Origin of the sequence: Streptomyces subrutilus, from assembly GCF_001746425.1 — a bacterium.
Lineage (GTDB): Bacteria > Actinomycetota > Actinomycetes > Streptomycetales > Streptomycetaceae > Streptomyces > Streptomyces subrutilus_A.
Map to the genome: position 1 here is coordinate 5199393 of NZ_MEHK01000001.1, position 17161 is coordinate 5216553.

Annotated in this window: 17 protein-coding genes and 1 pseudogene; 14 read left to right on the top strand and 4 right to left on the bottom strand. The window is 72.0% G+C overall.

The window, feature by feature from the left end; genetic code table 11:
* Window positions 1–158: 158 nt before the first annotated feature.
* The 4 genes from leuC to BGK67_RS24560 all read left to right on the top strand — a co-directional run bounded on the left by leuC (window position 159) and on the right by BGK67_RS24560 (window position 3370).
* Window positions 159–1583 carry a 3-isopropylmalate dehydratase large subunit gene (leuC, locus tag BGK67_RS24545; protein WP_069922104.1) on the top strand — a complete coding sequence of 475 codons (1425 nt, stop codon included), beginning with the start codon at window positions 159–161 and terminating at the stop codon, window positions 1581–1583.
* A gap of 5 nt (window positions 1584–1588) precedes the next feature.
* Window positions 1589–2182, top strand: coding sequence for a 3-isopropylmalate dehydratase small subunit (gene leuD, locus BGK67_RS24550; RefSeq protein ID WP_069922105.1), 594 nt, complete (start codon window positions 1589–1591; stop codon window positions 2180–2182).
* A 137-nt stretch (window positions 2183–2319) separates the two neighbouring features.
* Window positions 2320–2547, top strand: coding sequence for an SCO5555 family protein (locus BGK67_RS24555; protein ID WP_069922106.1), 228 nt, complete (start codon window positions 2320–2322; stop codon window positions 2545–2547).
* Window positions 2548–2692: 145 nt separating this feature from the next.
* Window positions 2693–3370, top strand: coding sequence for an HU family DNA-binding protein (locus tag BGK67_RS24560; RefSeq protein WP_069922107.1), 678 nt, complete (start codon window positions 2693–2695; stop codon window positions 3368–3370).
* Between the two features lie 273 nt (window positions 3371–3643).
* On the opposite strand, the pseudogene cofC reads toward BGK67_RS24560, so the two are convergent.
* A pseudogene (gene cofC / locus BGK67_RS24565) lies at window positions 3644–4294 on the bottom strand (2-phospho-L-lactate guanylyltransferase); the annotation flags it as partial.
* A 216-nt stretch (window positions 4295–4510) separates the two neighbouring features.
* Here cofC and BGK67_RS24570 point away from each other — a divergent pair.
* The 3 genes from BGK67_RS24570 to BGK67_RS24580 are packed head-to-tail and all read left to right on the top strand — an operon-like array spanning window position 4511 to window position 7467.
* The gene (locus BGK67_RS24570) at window positions 4511–5263 is read left to right on the top strand and encodes a lysophospholipid acyltransferase family protein (RefSeq protein WP_069922108.1); all 753 of its coding nucleotides are present in this window, start codon (window positions 4511–4513) and stop codon (window positions 5261–5263) included.
* Window positions 5260–6270 carry an NAD(P)H-dependent glycerol-3-phosphate dehydrogenase gene (locus BGK67_RS24575; RefSeq protein WP_069922109.1) on the top strand — a complete coding sequence of 337 codons (1011 nt, stop codon included), beginning with the start codon at window positions 5260–5262 and terminating at the stop codon, window positions 6268–6270. Before BGK67_RS24570 ends, BGK67_RS24575 begins: the two co-directional genes overlap by 4 nt.
* A 39-nt stretch (window positions 6271–6309) precedes the next feature.
* On the top strand, window positions 6310–7467 hold the full coding sequence (locus BGK67_RS24580) for a D-alanine--D-alanine ligase family protein (RefSeq protein WP_069922110.1): 1158 nt from the start codon (window positions 6310–6312) through the stop codon (window positions 7465–7467).
* Window positions 7468–7560: 93 nt separating this feature from the next.
* Here the strand turns inward: BGK67_RS24580 and BGK67_RS24585 are convergent, their stop codons facing one another.
* Both BGK67_RS24585 and BGK67_RS24590 read right to left on the bottom strand, forming a co-directional pair.
* Window positions 7561–8061 (bottom strand): DUF3515 family protein, encoded by a 501-nt coding sequence (locus tag BGK67_RS24585; protein ID WP_069922111.1) that lies wholly within the window; start codon window positions 8059–8061, stop codon window positions 7561–7563.
* A 23-nt stretch (window positions 8062–8084) separates the two neighbouring features.
* Window positions 8085–8318 carry an Lrp/AsnC family transcriptional regulator gene (locus BGK67_RS24590; RefSeq protein ID WP_030028650.1) on the bottom strand — a complete coding sequence of 78 codons (234 nt, stop codon included), beginning with the start codon at window positions 8316–8318 and terminating at the stop codon, window positions 8085–8087.
* A 245-nt stretch (window positions 8319–8563) separates the two neighbouring features.
* On the opposite strand from BGK67_RS24590, the gene BGK67_RS24595 reads away from it, so the two are divergent.
* Together BGK67_RS24595 and thiD are read left to right on the top strand one after the other, a co-directional pair.
* Complete coding sequence (locus BGK67_RS24595) at window positions 8564–9547, top strand: thiamine-phosphate kinase (protein ID WP_069922112.1); 984 nt, start codon at window positions 8564–8566, stop codon at window positions 9545–9547.
* The gene (thiD, locus tag BGK67_RS24600) at window positions 9544–10344 is read left to right on the top strand and encodes a bifunctional hydroxymethylpyrimidine kinase/phosphomethylpyrimidine kinase (protein WP_069922113.1); all 801 of its coding nucleotides are present in this window, start codon (window positions 9544–9546) and stop codon (window positions 10342–10344) included. The genes BGK67_RS24595 and thiD overlap by 4 nt, the downstream gene beginning before the upstream one ends.
* Before the next feature lie 137 nt (window positions 10345–10481).
* Here the strand turns inward: thiD and rpmB are convergent, their stop codons facing one another.
* Window positions 10482–10667 carry a 50S ribosomal protein L28 gene (rpmB, locus tag BGK67_RS36495; RefSeq protein ID WP_007266795.1) on the bottom strand — a complete coding sequence of 62 codons (186 nt, stop codon included), beginning with the start codon at window positions 10665–10667 and terminating at the stop codon, window positions 10482–10484.
* A gap of 148 nt (window positions 10668–10815) precedes the next feature.
* On the opposite strand from rpmB, the gene BGK67_RS24610 reads away from it, so the two are divergent.
* The 5 genes from BGK67_RS24610 to BGK67_RS24630 all read left to right on the top strand — a co-directional run bounded on the left by BGK67_RS24610 (window position 10816) and on the right by BGK67_RS24630 (window position 17094).
* On the top strand, window positions 10816–12591 hold the full coding sequence (locus BGK67_RS24610; protein WP_079154355.1) for a DAK2 domain-containing protein: 1776 nt from the start codon (window positions 10816–10818) through the stop codon (window positions 12589–12591).
* A 26-nt stretch (window positions 12592–12617) separates the two neighbouring features.
* Window positions 12618–14822 carry an ATP-dependent DNA helicase RecG gene (recG, locus tag BGK67_RS24615; protein ID WP_208948744.1) on the top strand — a complete coding sequence of 735 codons (2205 nt, stop codon included), beginning with the start codon at window positions 12618–12620 and terminating at the stop codon, window positions 14820–14822.
* A gap of 43 nt (window positions 14823–14865) precedes the next feature.
* The gene (gene rsmD / locus BGK67_RS24620; protein ID WP_069922115.1) at window positions 14866–15444 is read left to right on the top strand and encodes a 16S rRNA (guanine(966)-N(2))-methyltransferase RsmD; all 579 of its coding nucleotides are present in this window, start codon (window positions 14866–14868) and stop codon (window positions 15442–15444) included.
* A 14-nt stretch (window positions 15445–15458) separates the two neighbouring features.
* Window positions 15459–15938, top strand: coding sequence for a pantetheine-phosphate adenylyltransferase (coaD, locus tag BGK67_RS24625; protein WP_208948827.1), 480 nt, complete (start codon window positions 15459–15461; stop codon window positions 15936–15938).
* Window positions 15939–16041: 103 nt separating this feature from the next.
* Window positions 16042–17094, top strand: coding sequence for a DivIVA domain-containing protein (locus tag BGK67_RS24630; protein WP_069922117.1), 1053 nt, complete (start codon window positions 16042–16044; stop codon window positions 17092–17094).
* The last annotated feature ends 67 nt before the right edge of the window (window positions 17095–17161 follow it).

The window sequence follows — 17161 nt, forward strand, 5'->3', positions numbered from 1 at the left end:
GAAACGCAAGTTCAATTTTTCCAAGAACCAGCGAGTCTGTATGTGCGGGTCCACGAACCACTGGGTCCGAGCCGTCGTCCGGGACGTGGGGTACGGGCGGTCAGGCGCACGAGATCTCTATGAAGCGCCGGCACAACCGGCCGGCCGGAGGGAAAGCGATGGGTAGGACACTCGCGGAGAAGGTCTGGGACGACCATGTCGTCCGGCGCGCCGAAGGCGAGCCCGACCTCCTCTTCATCGATCTGCACCTGCTGCACGAGGTGACCAGCCCCCAGGCCTTCGAAGGCCTGCGCCAGGCCGGCCGCAAGGTCCGACGCCTCGACCTCACCATCGCGACCGAGGACCACAACACCCCCACCATCGACATCGACAAGCCGATCGCCGACCCGGTCTCCCGGGCCCAGCTCGAGACGCTGCGCAAGAACTGCTCCGAGTTCGGTGTCCGGCTGCACTCGCTCGGCGACGTCGAGCAGGGCGTCGTGCACGTCGTGGGGCCGCAGCTGGGCCTGACCCAGCCCGGCACCACCGTGGTCTGCGGCGACTCGCACACCTCCACGCACGGCGCCTTCGGCGCGCTGGCCTTCGGCATCGGCACCAGCCAGGTCGAGCACGTGCTGGCCACCCAGACGCTGCCGCTGGCCCGCCCCAAGACGATGGCGATCACCGTCACCGGCGCGCTGGGCGAGGGCGTCACGGCCAAGGACCTGATCCTGGCGATCATCGCCAAGATCGGCACCGGCGGCGGCCAGGGCTACATCCTGGAATACCGCGGCGAGGCCATCGAGCAGCTGTCGATGGAAGCGCGCATGACCATCTGCAACATGTCGATCGAGGCCGGCGCCCGGGCGGGCATGATCGCCCCCGACCAGACCACCTTCGACTACCTCCAGGGCCGCGACCACGCCCCCGTGGGCGAGGACTGGGACGCGGCGGTCGCCTACTGGAAGACCCTGCGCACGGACGACGACGCGGTCTTCGACGCCGAGGTCGTCATCGACGCCGCCGCGCTGTCCCCGTTCGTCACCTGGGGCACCAACCCGGGCCAGGGCGCGCCGCTGTCGGCCAACGTCCCCGACCCGGCTTCGTACGAGGACGCTTCGGAGCGCCTGGCCGCCGAAAAGGCCCTGGAATACATGGGGTTGACCGCCGGGCAGCCGCTGCGCGAGATCAAGGTCGACACCGTCTTCGTAGGTTCCTGCACCAATGGCCGTATCGAGGACCTGCGCGCCGTCGCCGGGATCGTCGAGGGCCGCAAAGTCGCCGACGGCGTACGGATGCTGGTCGTCCCCGGCTCGGTCCGGGTCGCCCTGCAGGCCGTGGAGGAGGGCCTGGACAAGGTCTTCAAGGAGGCCGGCGCCGAATGGCGGCACGCGGGCTGCTCGATGTGCCTGGGCATGAACCCCGACCAACTGGCCCCCGGTGAGCGTTCCGCGTCCACGTCCAACCGCAACTTCGAGGGCCGGCAGGGCAAGGGCGGGCGCACCCACCTGGTGTCCCCGCAGGTGGCCGCCGCCACCGCGGTACTGGGCCACTTGGCCTCTCCCGCCGACCTGTCCGACGCCCCCGCGACCGCCGGAGTCTGAGAACCATGGAAGCCTTCACCACCCACACCGGCCGGGCCGTCCCGCTGCGCCGCAGCAACGTCGACACCGACCAGATCATCCCCGCCCACTGGCTGAAGAAGATCACCCGTGACGGGTTCGAGGACGGGCTCTTCGAGGCCTGGCGCAAGGACCCGGAGTTCGTCACCAACCGCCCGGAGCGCGCCGGGGCGACCGTGCTGGTCGCCGGCCCCGACTTCGGCACCGGTTCCTCGCGCGAGCACGCCGTATGGGCCCTGCAGAACTTCGGCTTCAAGACGGTCATCTCCTCCCGCTTCGCCGACATCTTCCGCGGGAACTCGCTGAAGAACGGCCTGCTGACCGTGGTTCTGCCCCAGGAGACCGTCGAACGGCTGTGGGAGCTGACCGAGGCCGACCCCACCGCCGAGGTCACCGTCGACCTGGTCGACCGCCAGGTGCGGGCCAAGGGCGTCGAGGCGGATTTCGAACTCGACGACAACGCCCGCTGGAGGCTGCTGGAGGGTCTGGACGACATCTCCCTCACCCTTCAGAACGAAGCCGACATCGCCACGTACGAAAGTGCCCGCCCGGCTTTCAAGCCGCGCACGATTCAGGCCTGATTCCAGCCTGATCAGGGCTTATTCACCTTCGGGTGATCACGTCCACGACACTGTGCCCCCCACCGTCCGGTGGGGGGCACAGCTGTGTGTTGAGGCCCCGTGAGGCGACAACTCGCCCCAGATGGCACAATCTGTGCATGGAACGCGACAGTCAACTTGAGCTCTACGAACGCGTCGCGGACCGGCTGAAAGAAGCACACACACGGGTGCGCTCACTGCAAGTCCCGGAGGGCGTAAGGATGGCGCTGTCCCGGAAGCTGTTGGTCGTCACGGCCGCCGCGAAGCACGATCTCGCCGATGCGGCAAGGCGCCTGGACAGGTTGATGAAGGACCTCGACGAGGGTCGATTCCCTGAAGGCGACTGATGCGAAGGAACTCCGTAACGTCCTCCGGCGTTGCGGCACTAGGGTGATTAGCCCGTTTCGTGTTTGATTTGCGGTATATATCCGCCTAACGTGCGAAATAAGCTTGAACACATTCGTTCTGGCGAAGTCTCCGAAGGGGAAGACGTTGAACAAGGCGCAGCTCGTAGAAGCGATTGCCGACAAGCTGGGCGGCCGCCAGCAGGCCGCGGACGCTGTCGACGCGGTACTGGACGCGATCGTCCGCGCTACCGTCGCGGGCGACCGGGTCTCGGTCACGGGCTTCGGCTCGTTCGAGAAGGTCGACCGTCCGGCCCGTTACGCCCGCAACCCGCAGACCGGAGAACGCGTCCGGGTCAAGAAGACCTCGGTGCCCCGCTTCCGTGCGGGCCAGGGGTTCAAGGACCTGGTCAGCGGTACCAAGAAGCTCCCCAAGGGCGGCGAGGTCTCGGTGAAGAAGGCGCCCAAGGGCAGCCTCACCGGCGGCGCCTCCGCCACGGTCAAGAAGGCCGCCGCGAAGAAGGCCACCACGGCCAAGAAGGCGGCGGCGAAGACCACGGTCGCAAAGAAGACCACGGCCAAGAAGACCACCGCCACGGCCAAGAAGGCGGCGGTGAAGAGCACCGCCACGGCCAAGAAGGCCACCGCCACGGCGAAGAAGACCACGGCCGCCAAGAAGGCCACGCCCACGGCGAAGAAGACCACCGCCACGGCGAAGAAGACCGCGCCGGCGGCCAAGAAGGCCACCGCGGCGACGAAGGCGCCCGCCAAGAAGACGGCGACGCGCAAGGCCACCGCGAAGAAGACCACCGCCCGCAAGAAGTAGGCGCGCGAGTCACACACGCCGGGCCGGTTTCCCCACCGTGGGGAAACCGGCCCGCGGTGCGTCGCGTCAGAAGGTCTGCAGCGTGACCAGGGTGATCCGCAGGGCCGCGCCCTCGCCGTCCGTCTCGATCCGGACCCGCTGCCCGGGCCGCAGCAGCCGCAGGCCGCCCGCGTCGAAGGCCGGGGCCTCGAAGGGCACCGGGGTGCCGTCGTCCAGCAGCACGCTGCCGCTGCGGGTCTGGGAGTCGTACGTGTACGCGGTCGCCTGCATACGGGCACTGTATCGGGCGGTGTGGGGCCCCACGCCGAGGGCGAGCGCCGTCCGCAGGTCCCGCGCCGTGTCCACGTCCCGGCGCACGCTGTCCACACCCGACATGGCGATTTCCACCGCTCCCGAAGCCGAATGCCGGGCCCGTGAGGGCCCGCCGAACGCGGGTGCCAATTCCACGTCCGGAGCAGCGGAAAGCAAGGTCGTCCCGATTCCGGCCGCATCCGCCAGAAATGCCCGGGGAAATACCGCGGCCCTTTCGAGCACGCGTAGCAATTCGGGCGGGCGCAGGGCCGGGAGATCGGCGTTCATCGCGGCCACCGCCGCCCCCGGCCGGCCGGCCCGTATCGCCCGCACCCCGTGGGCCAGGGCCGCGTTGAGCCCCGCCCCCGGGCTGTCCGCGACGATCCGCGCCCCCAGCCGGGACAGCTCCCCGGAAGCCACGGCATCGTCCGTGACGACCACCACATCCGCGACCGCCGCGCAGGCCAGCGCCCCCGCCACGGTGTCCTGGGCGAACGCGAGCGCGAGCCCCGGGCGGGAGGCCCCCACCGCGGCGGCGAGGCGGCTCTTGGCCGCCGCCAGAGGCTTCAGCGGGACCACCAGGCTCCAGACGGCGTTCGTGACCCACCCCTTCCCTCCGGTGCGCTGCGTCACGTGTCCCGCCCATGGCCAGGTCAGGGCCGGGTCGGGTACCGGCCCATTGTCACCTCCGTCCGCCGACCCGGGACCCCGCTCGCGCGAGCGGGGCGTACGGTGTTCTCGACAGAGACCGGGCCCGGGGCCACACTTGTCCGGCCGATGAGGTGCCCTGGCTCCCGCCCCGGCTACCGCCGGGAGGTACCCGCACCGGTCAAACAGGAAGGTGTCCGAGTGTCCCGCCGCAGAATCGGCTTCTGGTACCGCCTGGCGGCGGTCATCGCAAAACCGCCGCTGGTAGTGCTCTTCAAGCGGGACTGGCGGGGAATGGAGCACATTCCAACCGAGGGCGGCTTTATCACCGCCGTCAATCACAACTCGTATCTGGACCCGCTCTCCTACGCGCACTTCCAGTACAACACCGGCCGGGTGCCCCGACTGCTCGCCAAGGCGGCCCTCTTCAAGGTCCCGATCGTCGGCGCGATCCTGCGCGGATCGGGACAGATCCCGGTCTACCGGGAGAGCACCAACGCCCTGGACGCGTTCCGGGCCGCGGTGGACGCGATCGAGCGCGGCGAATGCGTGGCCTTCTACCCGGAAGGCACCCTTACCCGCGATCCCGACATGTGGCCGATGGCCGGGAAGACCGGCGCCGCCCGGGTCGCTCTGATCACCAAGGCGCCCGTCATCCCGGTGGCCCAGTGGGGCGCGAACCTCGCGATGCCGCCCTACGCCCGGCAGGACAAGGTCCGGCTCTTCCCGCGCAAGACCCTCCAGGTGCTCGCGGGACCGCCCGTCGACCTCTCCGCCTTCTACGACCGGGAACCCACGCCGGACGTGCTCAAGGAGGCCACCGAGGTCATCATGGCGGCCATCACCGCGCTGCTGGAGGAGGTGCGCGGCGAGACCGCGCCCGAGCAGCCGTACGACCATCGCAAGGCCAGGGCGGAACAGCGGCACAAGGCCGCGGGGGAGGGCATGAAGTGACACGTCCCGTGAAGGCAGCCGTCTTCGGAACCGGCTCCTGGGGCACGGCCTTCGGCATGGTGCTCGCCGACGCCGGCTGCGAGGTGACCCTCTGGGGCCGCCGCCGGGAGCTGGCCGACGCCGTCAACACCGGCCGGAGCAACCCGGACTACCTGCCGGGGATCGAACTCCCCGAGAACCTCCGCGCCACCACCGACCCGGCCGAGGCCGCCCGGGGCGCCGACTTCACCGTCCTCGCCGTCCCCTCCCAGACGCTGCGCGGCAACCTCGCCGAATGGGCGCCGCTGCTCGCCCCCGACACCGTGCTCGTCTCCCTGATGAAGGGCATCGAACTCGGCACCGCCAAGCGGATGAGCGAGGTCATCGAGGAGGTGGGCAAGGTCCCCGCCGAGCGCGTCGCCGTGGTCACCGGCCCCAACCTGGCCCGCGAGATCGCCGCCCGCCAGCCCGCCGCCTCCGTGGTCGCCTGCGTGGACGAGGCCGTGGCCCAGCGCCTCCAGGCCGCCTGCCACACCCCGTACTTCCGCCCGTACACCAACACCGACGTCGTCGGCTGCGAGCTCGGCGGCGCCGTCAAGAACGTCATCGGCCTCGCCGTCGGGATCGCGGACGGCATGGGCCTGGGCGACAACACCAAGGGCTCGCTCATCACCCGCGGCCTCGCCGAGACGACCCGCCTGGGCCTGGCGATGGGCGCCGACCCGCTCACCTTCTCCGGCCTCGCCGGCCTCGGCGACCTCGTCGCCACCTGCTCCTCCCCGCTCTCCCGGAACCACACGTTCGGCACCAACCTCGGCCGCGGGATGACCCTGGAGGAGACCATCGCGGTCACCAGGCAGACCGCCGAGGGAGTCAAGTCCTGCCAGTCCGTGGCCGATCTGGCCCACCGGCACGGCGTCGACATGCCCATCACCGAGACGGTCGTCGACATCGTCCACCACGGCAAGCCGACCCTGGTCGCGCTCAAGGAACTGATGGGACGCAGCGCCAAACCGGAACGCCGCTGACTCCTTTCCGGACGTCCGAGCGGGTACCCTCGTGGCGATATGAGCAGCGAGAACCTCCCCCAGACCCCTGAGCAGCAGGGCCGCAAGCCCCGTGTGGCCGTCGTGTTCGGCGGCCGCAGCTCGGAACACGCCATCTCGGTCGTCACGGCGGGCGCGGTACTGCGCTCCATCGACCGCTCCAAGTACGAGGTGCTGCCCATCGGCATCACCGCGGACGGCCGGTGGGCGCTGACCGCCGACGAGCCCTCGCGGATGGCCATCGCCGACCGCAAGCTGCCGAGCGTCTCGGACCTCGCCGACTCCGAGGACGGCGCCGTCGTGCTCTCGGTCGACCCCGCCAGCCGGGAGGTCGTCTACACCGAGCCCGGCGCCGTCCCCAAGGCCCTGGGCGAGGTCGACGTGGTCTTCCCCGTCCTGCACGGCCCCTACGGCGAGGACGGCACCCTCCAGGGCCTCCTGGAGCTCTCCGGGGTCCCGTACGTCGGCTCGGGCGTCCTCGCCTCCGCCGTCGGCCAGGACAAGGACTACATGAAGCGGGTGTTCACCTCCTTCGGGCTGCGCGTCGGCCCGTACGTGACCATCCGCCCGCGCGAGTGGACCGCCGACCGCGACGCCGCCCGCGGCCGCATCCTGGACTTCGCCGCCGAGCACGGCTGGCCGCTGTTCATCAAGCCCGCCCGCGCCGGCTCCTCCATCGGCATCACCAAGGTCGACGACGCCTCCGGCCTGGACGCCGCGATCCGCGAGGCCCAGCTCCACGACCCGAAGATCATCGTGGAGGCGCTGCTGCGCGGCCGCGAGATCGAGTGCGGGGTGCTCGAGTTCGAGGACGGCCCGCGCGCGAGCGCCCCGGCCGAGATCCCGCCGGTCTCCAGCCACGACTTCTACGACTTCGAGGCGAAGTACATCGACTCCGCCTCCGGGATCGTGCCCGCCCCGCTCACCCCGGAGCAGACCGCCGAGGTGCAGCGGCTCGCGATCGAGGCCTTCGAGGCCGCGTCCTGCGAAGGCCTGGTGCGCGCCGACTTCTTCCTCACCGAGGACGGCACCTTCGTCATCAACGAGATCAACACGATGCCGGGCTTCACGCCGATCTCCATGTACCCGCGCATGTGGCAGGAGTCGGGCATCGAGTACCGGGAACTCGTGGACCTCCTCATCCAGGCCGCCCTGCGCCGCTCCACCGGGCTGCGCTAGCCGCCCGGGCCCCGTACCGCGGACCGCCCGCCGGCCGGCCCTCACGGGGCCGGCCGGCGGGCGGTCGGTATGAGGGGCCGGCGGCCCCGGGCCTCAGTACGACGAGAATCCCACCGGCACGGTCGCGGCAACGGCCGCGGACAGTCCCACGAGCATGCCCGCGTCCGTGGCATGCTCCTTGTCGACCACGACCTCCGTGTACGCCAGCCGCATCCCCGTGGTGAACCGGAAGCCGCCGTCGTCGAGCTTCTCCAGCAGCCAGGCGACGCCGTTCACGTCGACGCCCTCCTGCTCCGGATCGGCCATCGCGTGGGGCTTGGGGATACCGCACCGCAGTACGATCGCCGAGCCGCCCCACGCGGCGGTCAGCGCGGACTCCGGTTCGGTCCTGGTCCGCGCCAGGCCGGCCACCGTCTCCGGGAGCTCCTCGTGCAGTGCCGCACAGAGCCCCGCGACCTTGGCCGGCGGCGTGGGCGGCGGGTCCACCCGGGCTTCGGAACCGCCCGGAGAGCACGCCGCGACGGCCACGAGGGCCAGCGCGGCGGGCACGGCCGACACGATGCGGACACGGAAGGGCCGGTGGTGGAGGGACATCACCGGCCCAGAGTAGACGGGGGCTACAGATGGACCACCGGGCAGGTCAGGGTGCGGGTGATCCCCTCCACCTGCTGGACCTTGGCCACGACCATGCGGCCGAGCTCGTCCACGGTGTCGGCCTGGGCGCGCACGATCACGTCGTACGGACCCGTCACGTCCTCGGCCTGGATCACCCCCGGGATCTGGCCGATGGACTCGGCGACGAACGACGCCTTGCCCACTTCGGTCTGGATAAGGATGTACGCCTGTACCACGGAACCTCCAGGGCGGCCACGAGGATCATTTCCCCTAACCTTCGGGTGGGCCCCACACGATCGAAAGGGCCGGGGGAAGAAGGGACGCCACGGTACCGCGTCGCCGCGCACCACGGGGAGACCCGCGAGCCCGGCGCCACGCACGGCGGGGCGTACGGAGAGCTGAAGTTGACGTATCTGTTGACGGTACCCAGAGCTGTGAGGGCTCGCGACCGCAAGCGGACTGGGCAAGAAGGGGCACAGCGATGAAGGGCACTGTGGGCGAGCTGGGGGAGTTCGGGCTCATTCGTGAGCTCACCTCACGGCTCACCACCACCCCGGCGGTCCGCCTCGGACCGGGCGACGACGCCGCGGTGGTGTCGGCGCCGGACCGGCGGGTCGTGGCGAGCACCGACATCCTGCTGGAAGGCAGGCACTTCCGGCGCGACTGGTCCACCGCCTACGACGTCGGGCGCAAGGCCGCCGCGCAGAACCTCGCCGACATCGCCGCGATGGGCGCGGTGCCGACCGCACTGCTCCTCGGCCTCGTCGTACCGGCCGAACTCCCGGTCACCTGGCCCACCGAGCTGATGGACGGCATCCGCGACGAGTGCCAGGTCGCGGGCGCGGCCGTGGTCGGCGGGGACGTCGTGCGCGGCGACACCATCACCGTCGCCATCACCGCCCTCGGCGACCTGCGCAACCACGAACCCGTGCTGCGCTCCGGAGCCCAGCCCGGCGACGTCGTGGCGGTCACGGGCTGGCTCGGCTGGTCCGCCGCCGGGTTCGCCGTCCTCTCGCGCGGGTTCCGCTCCCCGCGGGCCTTCGTCGAGGCGCACCGGCGCCCCGAGCCGCCGTACCACGCGGGCCCCGCGGCCGCCGGGCTCGGCGCCACCGCCATGACCGACGTCAGCGACGGGCTGATCGCCGACCTCGGGCACATCGCCGAGGCCAGCAAGGTGCGTATCGACCTGCGCTCGGGGTCCGTCGACATCCCCACGCAGATGCACGACATCGGCCAGGCCGTGGGCGTGGACCCGCTGCAGTGGGTGCTCACCGGGGGAGAGGACCACGCCATCGTGGCCACCTTCCCGCCCGACGTGAAGCTCCCGGCCCGCTGGAAGGTCATCGGCGAGGTGCTGAACCGCTCCGCGCTGCCCCAGGTCACCGTGGACGGCGCGCCGTGGACCAGCACCGGCGGCTGGGACCACTTCGGGACCGACCCGGCCACCGAGGACAGCGCCCTGTGAGCACCGCCCCGCCGCTGTGCCTGACCGTCGCCGGATCCGACTCCGGCGGCGGCGCCGGCATCCAGGCCGACCTCAAGACCATGCTGGCCCTCGGCGTGCACGGCATGAGCGTGGTGACCGCGGTGACCGCCCAGAACTCGCTCGGGGTCCGGGGAGCCTGGGAGCTGCCCGCCGAGGCCGTGACGGCCCAGTACCGGGCCGTCGTGGACGACATCGGCGTCCGGGCCGTCAAGACCGGGATGCTCTCCTCCGCCGTGATCGTGGAGACCGTGGCCGCCCTGCTGGCCGACACCCCAGCCCCGGCCGTCGTGGACCCCGTGGGGGTCTCCAAGCACGGCGACGCGCTGCTCGCCGCCTCGGCGCTGGACGCCGTGCGCAAGGAGCTGCTCCCGCGCGCCACCGTGGCCACCCCCAACCTCGACGAGGTGGCGCAGCTCACGGGCGTGCAGGTGGAGAGCGAGGACGACATGCGCCGGGCCGCCGGCGCGATCCTCGGCTACGGGCCGCGGTGGGCGCTGATCAAGGGCGGGCACCTGGCGGCCCACCGGGACGAGGCCGTGGACCTGCTGACCGACGGGACCGAGGAGCGGTGGCTGCGGGCTCCCCGCCACGACAACCGGCACACCCACGGCACGGGCTGCACCCTCGCCAGCGCGATCGCGGCGGGCCTGGCCCGCGGCCTGGCCGTCCCGCAGGCCGTCACGGCCGCCAAGGAGTACGTCACCGGCGCCATCGCCGCGGGCTTCCCGCTCGGCGGCGGCATCGGCCCGGTGGACCACGCCTGGCGGTGGCGCTGAGCGGCGGCCCCTGCCGCCGGGGCGCCGCCCGGCACCCGCCCCCGGCCCCGCCGGGGCCGGGAAAGGCAAAAGACCGGTTCACCAGAGGTGAACCGGTCTTCCTGGCAACCGGAAGAGCTGCGCTACGACGGGAGGCGTCAGCGCGAGACCTTGCCGGCCTTGATGCACGAGGTGCAGGCGTTGAGGCGCTTCGGCGTCCCATTGACCACGGCACGGACGCGCTGGATGTTCGGGTTCCAGCGACGCGAGGTGCGGCGGTGCGAGTGGGAGATGTTGTTGCCGAAGCTCGGCCCCTTGGCGCAAACGTCGCAGTTGGCAGCCACAGGTCACTCCAAAGACTTCAGATGCACTTACAGTGAACCCGGCGCACCGGAATCAGAGGTCTGAAGTGGCTTGCCGGGGGGAATGGCCCGACTCTCATCGGGCAACCGGAGCAGCATACAACGACTGCGTCGGTCCAAGAAAACTACCATGACCGCCGCTGCCCCCCGCCCCCGTGAGCCGGACGCCCCGGCCGTCCTTGGTTACCCTGCGGTGAACCCTGGCCCGCACAAGGAGGAACGCCCGGTGCCGCACGAGCCGCAGCCGCAGCCCCTCGACGAGCTCGACGCCGAAGCGGTGCGCACATGGAGCTCGCTGGCCCTGGCCGCACTGGGCCGGGCCCGCGAGGACATCGACGCGATCAACGTCTATCCGGTGGCCGACGCCGACACCGGGACGAACCTCTACCTCACCGCCGAGTCGGCCGACCGCGCCCTCGACGAGGCCTTCGGGAAGGCGCCCGGGAGCACCCCCGACGTGACCGACGCCACCCCGCCGACCTCCCTGGCCCAGGCCGTACGGGCCTACGCGTACGGGGCCCTCGTCGGAGCCCGGGGGAACTCCGGGACCATCCTGGCGCAGCTGCTGCGCGGGGTGGCCGACGTACTCGGCGGCGAACCCGCCGGACCCGGCGGGCGGGAGCCCGGCCGGCTGCTGGCCCAGGCGCTGACCCGGGCCGCGGAGGAGGCGTACGGGGCGGTCGCGCACCCCGTGGAGGGCACCATGCTGACCGTCGCGGCGGCGGCCGCGCGGGCCGGCGAGGCGGCCGGGAGCGCGGCCGGAACCGCCGCCGACGTGGCCCGCGCCGCCTACGACGCGGCCCGCGCCGCCCTGGCCGAGACCCCCGGGCAGCTGGCCGCGCTGGGCCGGGCCGGGGTGGTCGACGCCGGGGGCTGCGGGCTGGTCGCCGTACTCGGGGCCCTGTGGCAGGCCCTCTCCGGCCAGGAGCCGGCCGCCGAGCCGGTGCGCGGCCGGGCCGTGCCCGTACCGCAGACCCCCGAGCCCTGCGCCCAGGAGGAGGGGCCCGCGTACGAGGTGGTCTACCTGCTGGAGGCCTCCGAGGCGGCGGTCGGGGAACTGCGCGAGCGGCTCGACGGACTCGGCGACTCCCTGGTCGTGGTCGGCGGCGAAGGGCTGTGGAACGTCCACGTCCACGTCGACGACCCGGGCGCGGCCGTGGAGGCCGGGGTCGTCGCCGGCCGGCCGTACCGGATACGCATCACGCACTTCGGCGACGAGCGGCGCCGGGCCCGCGGCCCCCGCGCCCAGCGGGCCGTGGTCGCCGTCGTCCCCGGCGAGGGGCTGGCGGGCCTGTGCGGGGAGGCGGGCGCGACCACCGTGCTCGTGCGGCCCGGACAGGCTCCGGCCGTCGCCGAGCTGGTCGACGCCATCCGCCGAGCGCACGCCCGCGAGGTGGTGCTGCTGCCGGGCGGCGCCGAGCTGCGCGCCATCGCGGCCGCGGCGGCCGAACGGGCCCGCGCCGACGGCGTGCGCGTGGCGGTGGTCCCCACCCGGTCCGCGGTCCAGGGCCTGGCCGCCCTCGCCGTGCACGACCCGGAGGCCAGCTTCGACGAGGACGTGGTCGCCATGACCGCGGCGGCCGGCGCCACCCGGTACGGGGAGCTCGCCGTCGCCGAACGGCAGTCCTTCACCTCGGCCGGCATCTGCCAGGCCGGCGACGTGCTCGGCCTCATCGACGGCGACGTCGCCGTCATCGGCCCGAGCCTGGCCGAGACCGCCGTGGCCGTCCTGGAGCGGATGCTGGGCTCCGGCGGCGAGCTTGTCACCCTCGTCCTGGGACCCGAGGTGCCGGACACCCTCGCCGAGCACCTGGAGGCCCACGTCCAGCACGGCCACCTGGCCGTGGACACGGTCACCTACCGCGGCGGGCGGTACTCGGCGCCGCTCCTCATCGGGGTGGAATAGCGGGCTTGTCGGCGCCATGGTGTGCAATGGAACACGTGCCCGCGCTCGACGAAGACCTCAAGAAGACGCTCGGCCCCGCCACCGCCAAGGTGCTGGCCGAGCAGCTCGGCCTGCACACGGCCCTGGACCTGCTCCACCACTACCCGCGCCGGTACGCCGAGCGCGGCGAGCTGACCTCGCTGGCCGAGCTCGCCGACCAGATCGACGAGCACGTGACCGTCGTCGCCCAGGTCGCCGACGCCCGCGTCCTGACCTTCAACGGCGGCCGCGGCAAACGCCTCGAGGTGACCATCACCGACGGCAACGGCCGGCTCCAGCTGGTCTTCTTCGGCGCGGGCGTGCACAAGCCGCACAAGGACCTGCTGCCCGGCACCCGCGCGATGTTCGCGGGCAAGGTCTCGAGGTTCAACCACAAGCTCCAGCTGGCGCACCCCGCCTACGAGCCGCTCGGCGCGGACGCCTCCGACCGGGACGCGGCCACCGCCTTCGCGAACCAGCTGATCCCGATCTACCCGGCCTGCGCGAAGCTGGAGTCCTGGAAGATCGCCAAGTGCGTGGACGCGGTGCTGCCCGGCGCCCGGGAGGCCGTGGACCCGCTGCCGCCCGCACTGCGCGAGGGCCGCGGCCTGGTCCCCCTGACCGAGGCCCTGCTGAAGATCCACCGGCCGGCCGCCAAGGCCGACATCGACGACGCCCGCCAGCGCCTGAAGTGGGACGAGGCCTTCGTCCTCCAGGTCGCCCTGGCCCGCCGCCGCCACGCCGACTCCCAGCTGCCGGCCGTGCCCCGGCGCCCCGTCCCGGGCGGACTGCTCGACTCCTTCGACGCCAAGCTCCCCTTCACGCTCACCGAGGGCCAGCAGGGCGTCTCGCAGGAGATCTTCGACGACCTGGCCACCGAACACCCCATGCACCGCCTCCTCCAGGGCGAGGTCGGCTCCGGCAAGACGATGGTCGCGCTGCGGGCGATGCTCGCCGTCGTGGACTCCGGCGGCCAGGCCGCGATGCTCGCGCCCACCGAGGTGCTCGCCCAGCAGCACCACCGCTCCATCACCGAGATGATGGGCGAGCTGGCCGAGGGCGGCATGCTCGGCGGATCGGACCAGGGCACCAAGGTGGTGCTGCTCACCGGGTCCATGGGGATGCCGGCGCGCCGCCAGGCTCTGCTCGACCTGGTCACCGGCGAGGCCGGGATCGTGATCGGCACGCACGCGCTGATCGAGGACAAGGTCCAGTTCCACGACCTCGGCCTGGTGGTCGTCGACGAACAGCACCGCTTCGGCGTGGAGCAGCGCGACGCGCTCCGGTCGAAGGGGAAGCAGCCCCCGCACCTGCTGGTCATGACGGCGACCCCGATCCCGCGCACCGTCGCCATGACCGTCTTCGGCGACCTGGAGACCTCCGTCCTCGACCAGTTGCCCGCCGGGCGCTCGCCGATCGCCACCCACGTGGTCCCCGCCAAGGACAAGCCGCACTTCCTCGCCCGGGCCTGGGAGCGGGTCCGCGAGGAGGTCGAGAAGGGCCACCAGGCGTATGTGGTCTGCCCCCGGATCGGCGACGAGGAGGAGCCCAAGAAGAAGGGCTCGGCCAAGGCCTCCCCCGAGGACGACGCCGAGAAGCGGCCGCCGCTCGCCGTCCTGGACATCGCCGAGCAGCTCGCCCGCGGCCCGCTGGCCGGGCTGAGCGTCGAGGTGCTGCACGGGCGGATGGACCCGGCCGACAAGGACGACGTGATGCGCCGCTTCGCCGCGGGCGAGGTCAAGGTGCTGGTCGCCACCACGGTCATCGAGGTCGGGGTGAACGTGCCGAACTCCACCGTCATGGTGATCATGGACGCGGACCGCTTCGGCGTCTCCCAGCTCCACCAGCTCCGCGGCCGCGTCGGCCGGGGCTCGGCGCCCGGCCTGTGCCTGCTGGTCAGCGAGATGCACGAGGCGAGCCCGGCCCGGGCCCGGCTGGCCGCCGTCGCCGCCACCCTCGACGGCTTCGAGCTCTCCCGCATCGACCTCGAGCAGCGCCGCGAGGGCGACGTCCTCGGCCAGGCCCAGTCAGGCGTGCGCTCCAGCCTTCGGATGCTGGCCGTCATCGAGGACGAGGAGGTCATCGCCCAGGCCCGGGAGGAGGCCACCCGCGTGGTCGCGGAGGACCCCGAACTGGAGCGGCTGCCGGGCCTGCGGACCGCGCTGGACGCCCTGCTGGACACCGAACGGGAGCAGTATCTCGAGAAGGGCTGACAATAGGGGGGCCCACTCCGTCCGCAGACCGAAGGACCTATCGATGACCCGCGTGATCGCCGGCAGCGCCGGCGGGCGACGGCTGGCCGTGCCCCCGGGCACCGGTACCCGGCCGACCTCCGACCGGATGCGCGAAGGCCTCTTCTCCACGTGGGAGTCGCTGCACGGCGTCGCGGGGGCCCGGGTGCTCGACCTCTACGCGGGCTCCGGAGCCGTCGGCCTGGAGGCCCTCTCCCGCGGCGCGGACCACGCCCTGCTGGTCGAGACCGACCCCAAGGCCGCCAAGTCCATCCGGGACAACATCAAGACCGTGGGCCTGCCCGGCGCCGAATTCCGGTCGGGCAGGGCCGAGCAGGTCGTCGCGGGGAAGGCGGGCGGCGAACCGTACGACATCGTCTTCCTGGACCCTCCGTACGCCGTCACCCACGACGATCTTCGGGAGATCCTGCTCACACTCCGGTCCAATGGCTGGCTCACGGAGGACGCGCTCGTCACCGTGGAGCGCAGCACGAGGAGCGGCGCCTTCCCGTGGCCCGAGGGCTTCGAGCCGCTCCGGTCCCGGAAGTACGGCGAGGGCACCCTTTGGTACGGTCGCGCCGCCTTCACCAGCGAAGACTCATGAACGAGGGAGTTCAGTTGCGCCGCGCCGTCTGTCCGGGATCCTTCGACCCCATCACCAACGGACACCTCGACATCATCGGACGGGCCTCCAGGCTGTACGACGTCGTGCACGTCGCCGTGATGATCAACCAGTCGAAGCAGGGCCTGTTCACGGTCGAGGAGCGGATCGAGCTGATCCGCGAGGCGACGGCCGACTACGGGAACGTGCAGGTCGAGTCCTTCCACGGGCTGCTGGTCGACTTCTGCAAGCAGCGGGACATCCCGGCCATCGTCAAGGGCCTGCGCGCCGTCAGCGACTTCGACTACGAGCTCCAGATGGCCCAGATGAACATAGGGCTGTCGGGCGTCGAGACGCTCTTCGTGCCGACCAACCCCACCTACAGCTTCCTGTCGTCCTCCCTGGTCAAGGAGGTCGCCGCGTGGGGCGGCGACGTCGCCCACCTGCTGCCGGCGCACGTCCACACGGCGCTGATGGAGCGCCTGGGCAGCCGCTGACCGTCTGGCGGCCCGTCAGTCAGTGTCGGGGGGCCGCCCGCTGGCCTTACAGTCGTGCCGTCCGACTCGGGAACCGCCCGAGGCCGAGAGAGTGCGAGCCCCCATGGACGTGCAGAAGAAGCTCGACGAGATCGTCGCGGCCGTCGGCGGCGCCCGGTCCATGCCCATGTCGGCCTCCTGCGTGATCAACCGCGCCGAGCTGCTCGCCCAGCTCGAAGAGGTCCGCCAGGCGCTCCCCGGCTCGCTCGCGCAGGCGCAGGAGCTCATCGGCGGACGGGAGCAGCTGGTCGAGGACGCCCGCCGGGAGGCGGAGCGGATCATCGAGTCCGCCCACAGCCAGCGCGGTTCGCTGATCTCCGACACCGAGATCGCGCGGCGCTCCCAGGCCGAGGCCGACCGGATCCTGGAGGAGGCCCGACGGGAGGCGGACGAGATCCGGGCGGAGGCCGACGACTACGTCGACAGCAAGCTCGCCAACTTCGAGGTCGTGCTCACCAAGACCATCGGATCGGTGGACCGCGGCCGCGAGAAGCTGCTGGGCCGCGGACCGGGCCTCGACGAGCACGGCTACCCGGACGAAGAGGCGCCCGAGCGCAGCCACGACCCCGAGACGCAGCGGCAGCAGGCGGACGCGTACGTGGACACCAAGCTCGCGACCTTCGAGGCGGTGCTCTCCAAGACCCTGGAGGCCGTCGGCCGCGGCCGGCAGAAGCTGCTGGGCCGGGTGCCCACGGACGACCTCGGCGCGCACGTGGCCGCCCAGGACGCGGCGGGCGTGCAGCAGTCCCGCTCGGCGAGCGACGCCGACTTCCTCGCCGGCCTGGCCGAGCCCCAGCCGGTGCACGCGCCGATCCCGGCGCAGCCCGAGCCGGTGTACGACACGTACGGTTACCAGCAGCAGCCCCAGCAGCAGGACGGCTACGCCTACCAGAGCCACCAGGACCCCTACGCCGGCGCCGGGACCGACGGAGCCGGCTACGCCGCGCACTACGGCGCGCAGCAGCCCGACCCCTACGCCGGGTACCAGCAGCAGCCGGACCCGTACGCCTCGTACCAGGAGCCCCAGGCGCAGCAGTCCTCGCTCGACGAGACCAGTCTCTTCGACACGAGCATGATCAACCTGGACCAGCTGCGCCAGTACGAGCAGGGGCGCTAGGTCCGGATTGGGCGCAGAGCGCGGCGCCGGGTATCCTGGCTCTTCGGTCGCGCGTATGCACCGCGAT

Coding starts and splice junctions, on each gene's coding strand:
- leuC (WP_069922104.1), top strand. CDS start 159: ATGGGTAGGACACTCGCGGAGAAGGTCTGGGACGACCATGTCGTCCGG.
- leuD (WP_069922105.1), top strand. CDS start 1,589: ATGGAAGCCTTCACCACCCACACCGGCCGGGCCGTCCCGCTGCGCCGC.
- BGK67_RS24555 (WP_069922106.1), top strand. CDS start 2,320: ATGGAACGCGACAGTCAACTTGAGCTCTACGAACGCGTCGCGGACCGG.
- BGK67_RS24580 (WP_069922110.1), top strand. CDS start 6,310: ATGAGCAGCGAGAACCTCCCCCAGACCCCTGAGCAGCAGGGCCGCAAG.
- BGK67_RS24585 (WP_069922111.1), bottom strand. CDS start 8,061: ATGTCCCTCCACCACCGGCCCTTCCGTGTCCGCATCGTGTCGGCCGTG.
- BGK67_RS24595 (WP_069922112.1), top strand. CDS start 8,564: ATGAAGGGCACTGTGGGCGAGCTGGGGGAGTTCGGGCTCATTCGTGAG.
- BGK67_RS24610 (WP_079154355.1), top strand. CDS start 10,816: ATGACCGCCGCTGCCCCCCGCCCCCGTGAGCCGGACGCCCCGGCCGTC.
- recG (WP_208948744.1), top strand. CDS start 12,618: ATGGAACACGTGCCCGCGCTCGACGAAGACCTCAAGAAGACGCTCGGC.
- rsmD (WP_069922115.1), top strand. CDS start 14,866: ATGACCCGCGTGATCGCCGGCAGCGCCGGCGGGCGACGGCTGGCCGTG.
- BGK67_RS24630 (WP_069922117.1), top strand. CDS start 16,042: ATGGACGTGCAGAAGAAGCTCGACGAGATCGTCGCGGCCGTCGGCGGC.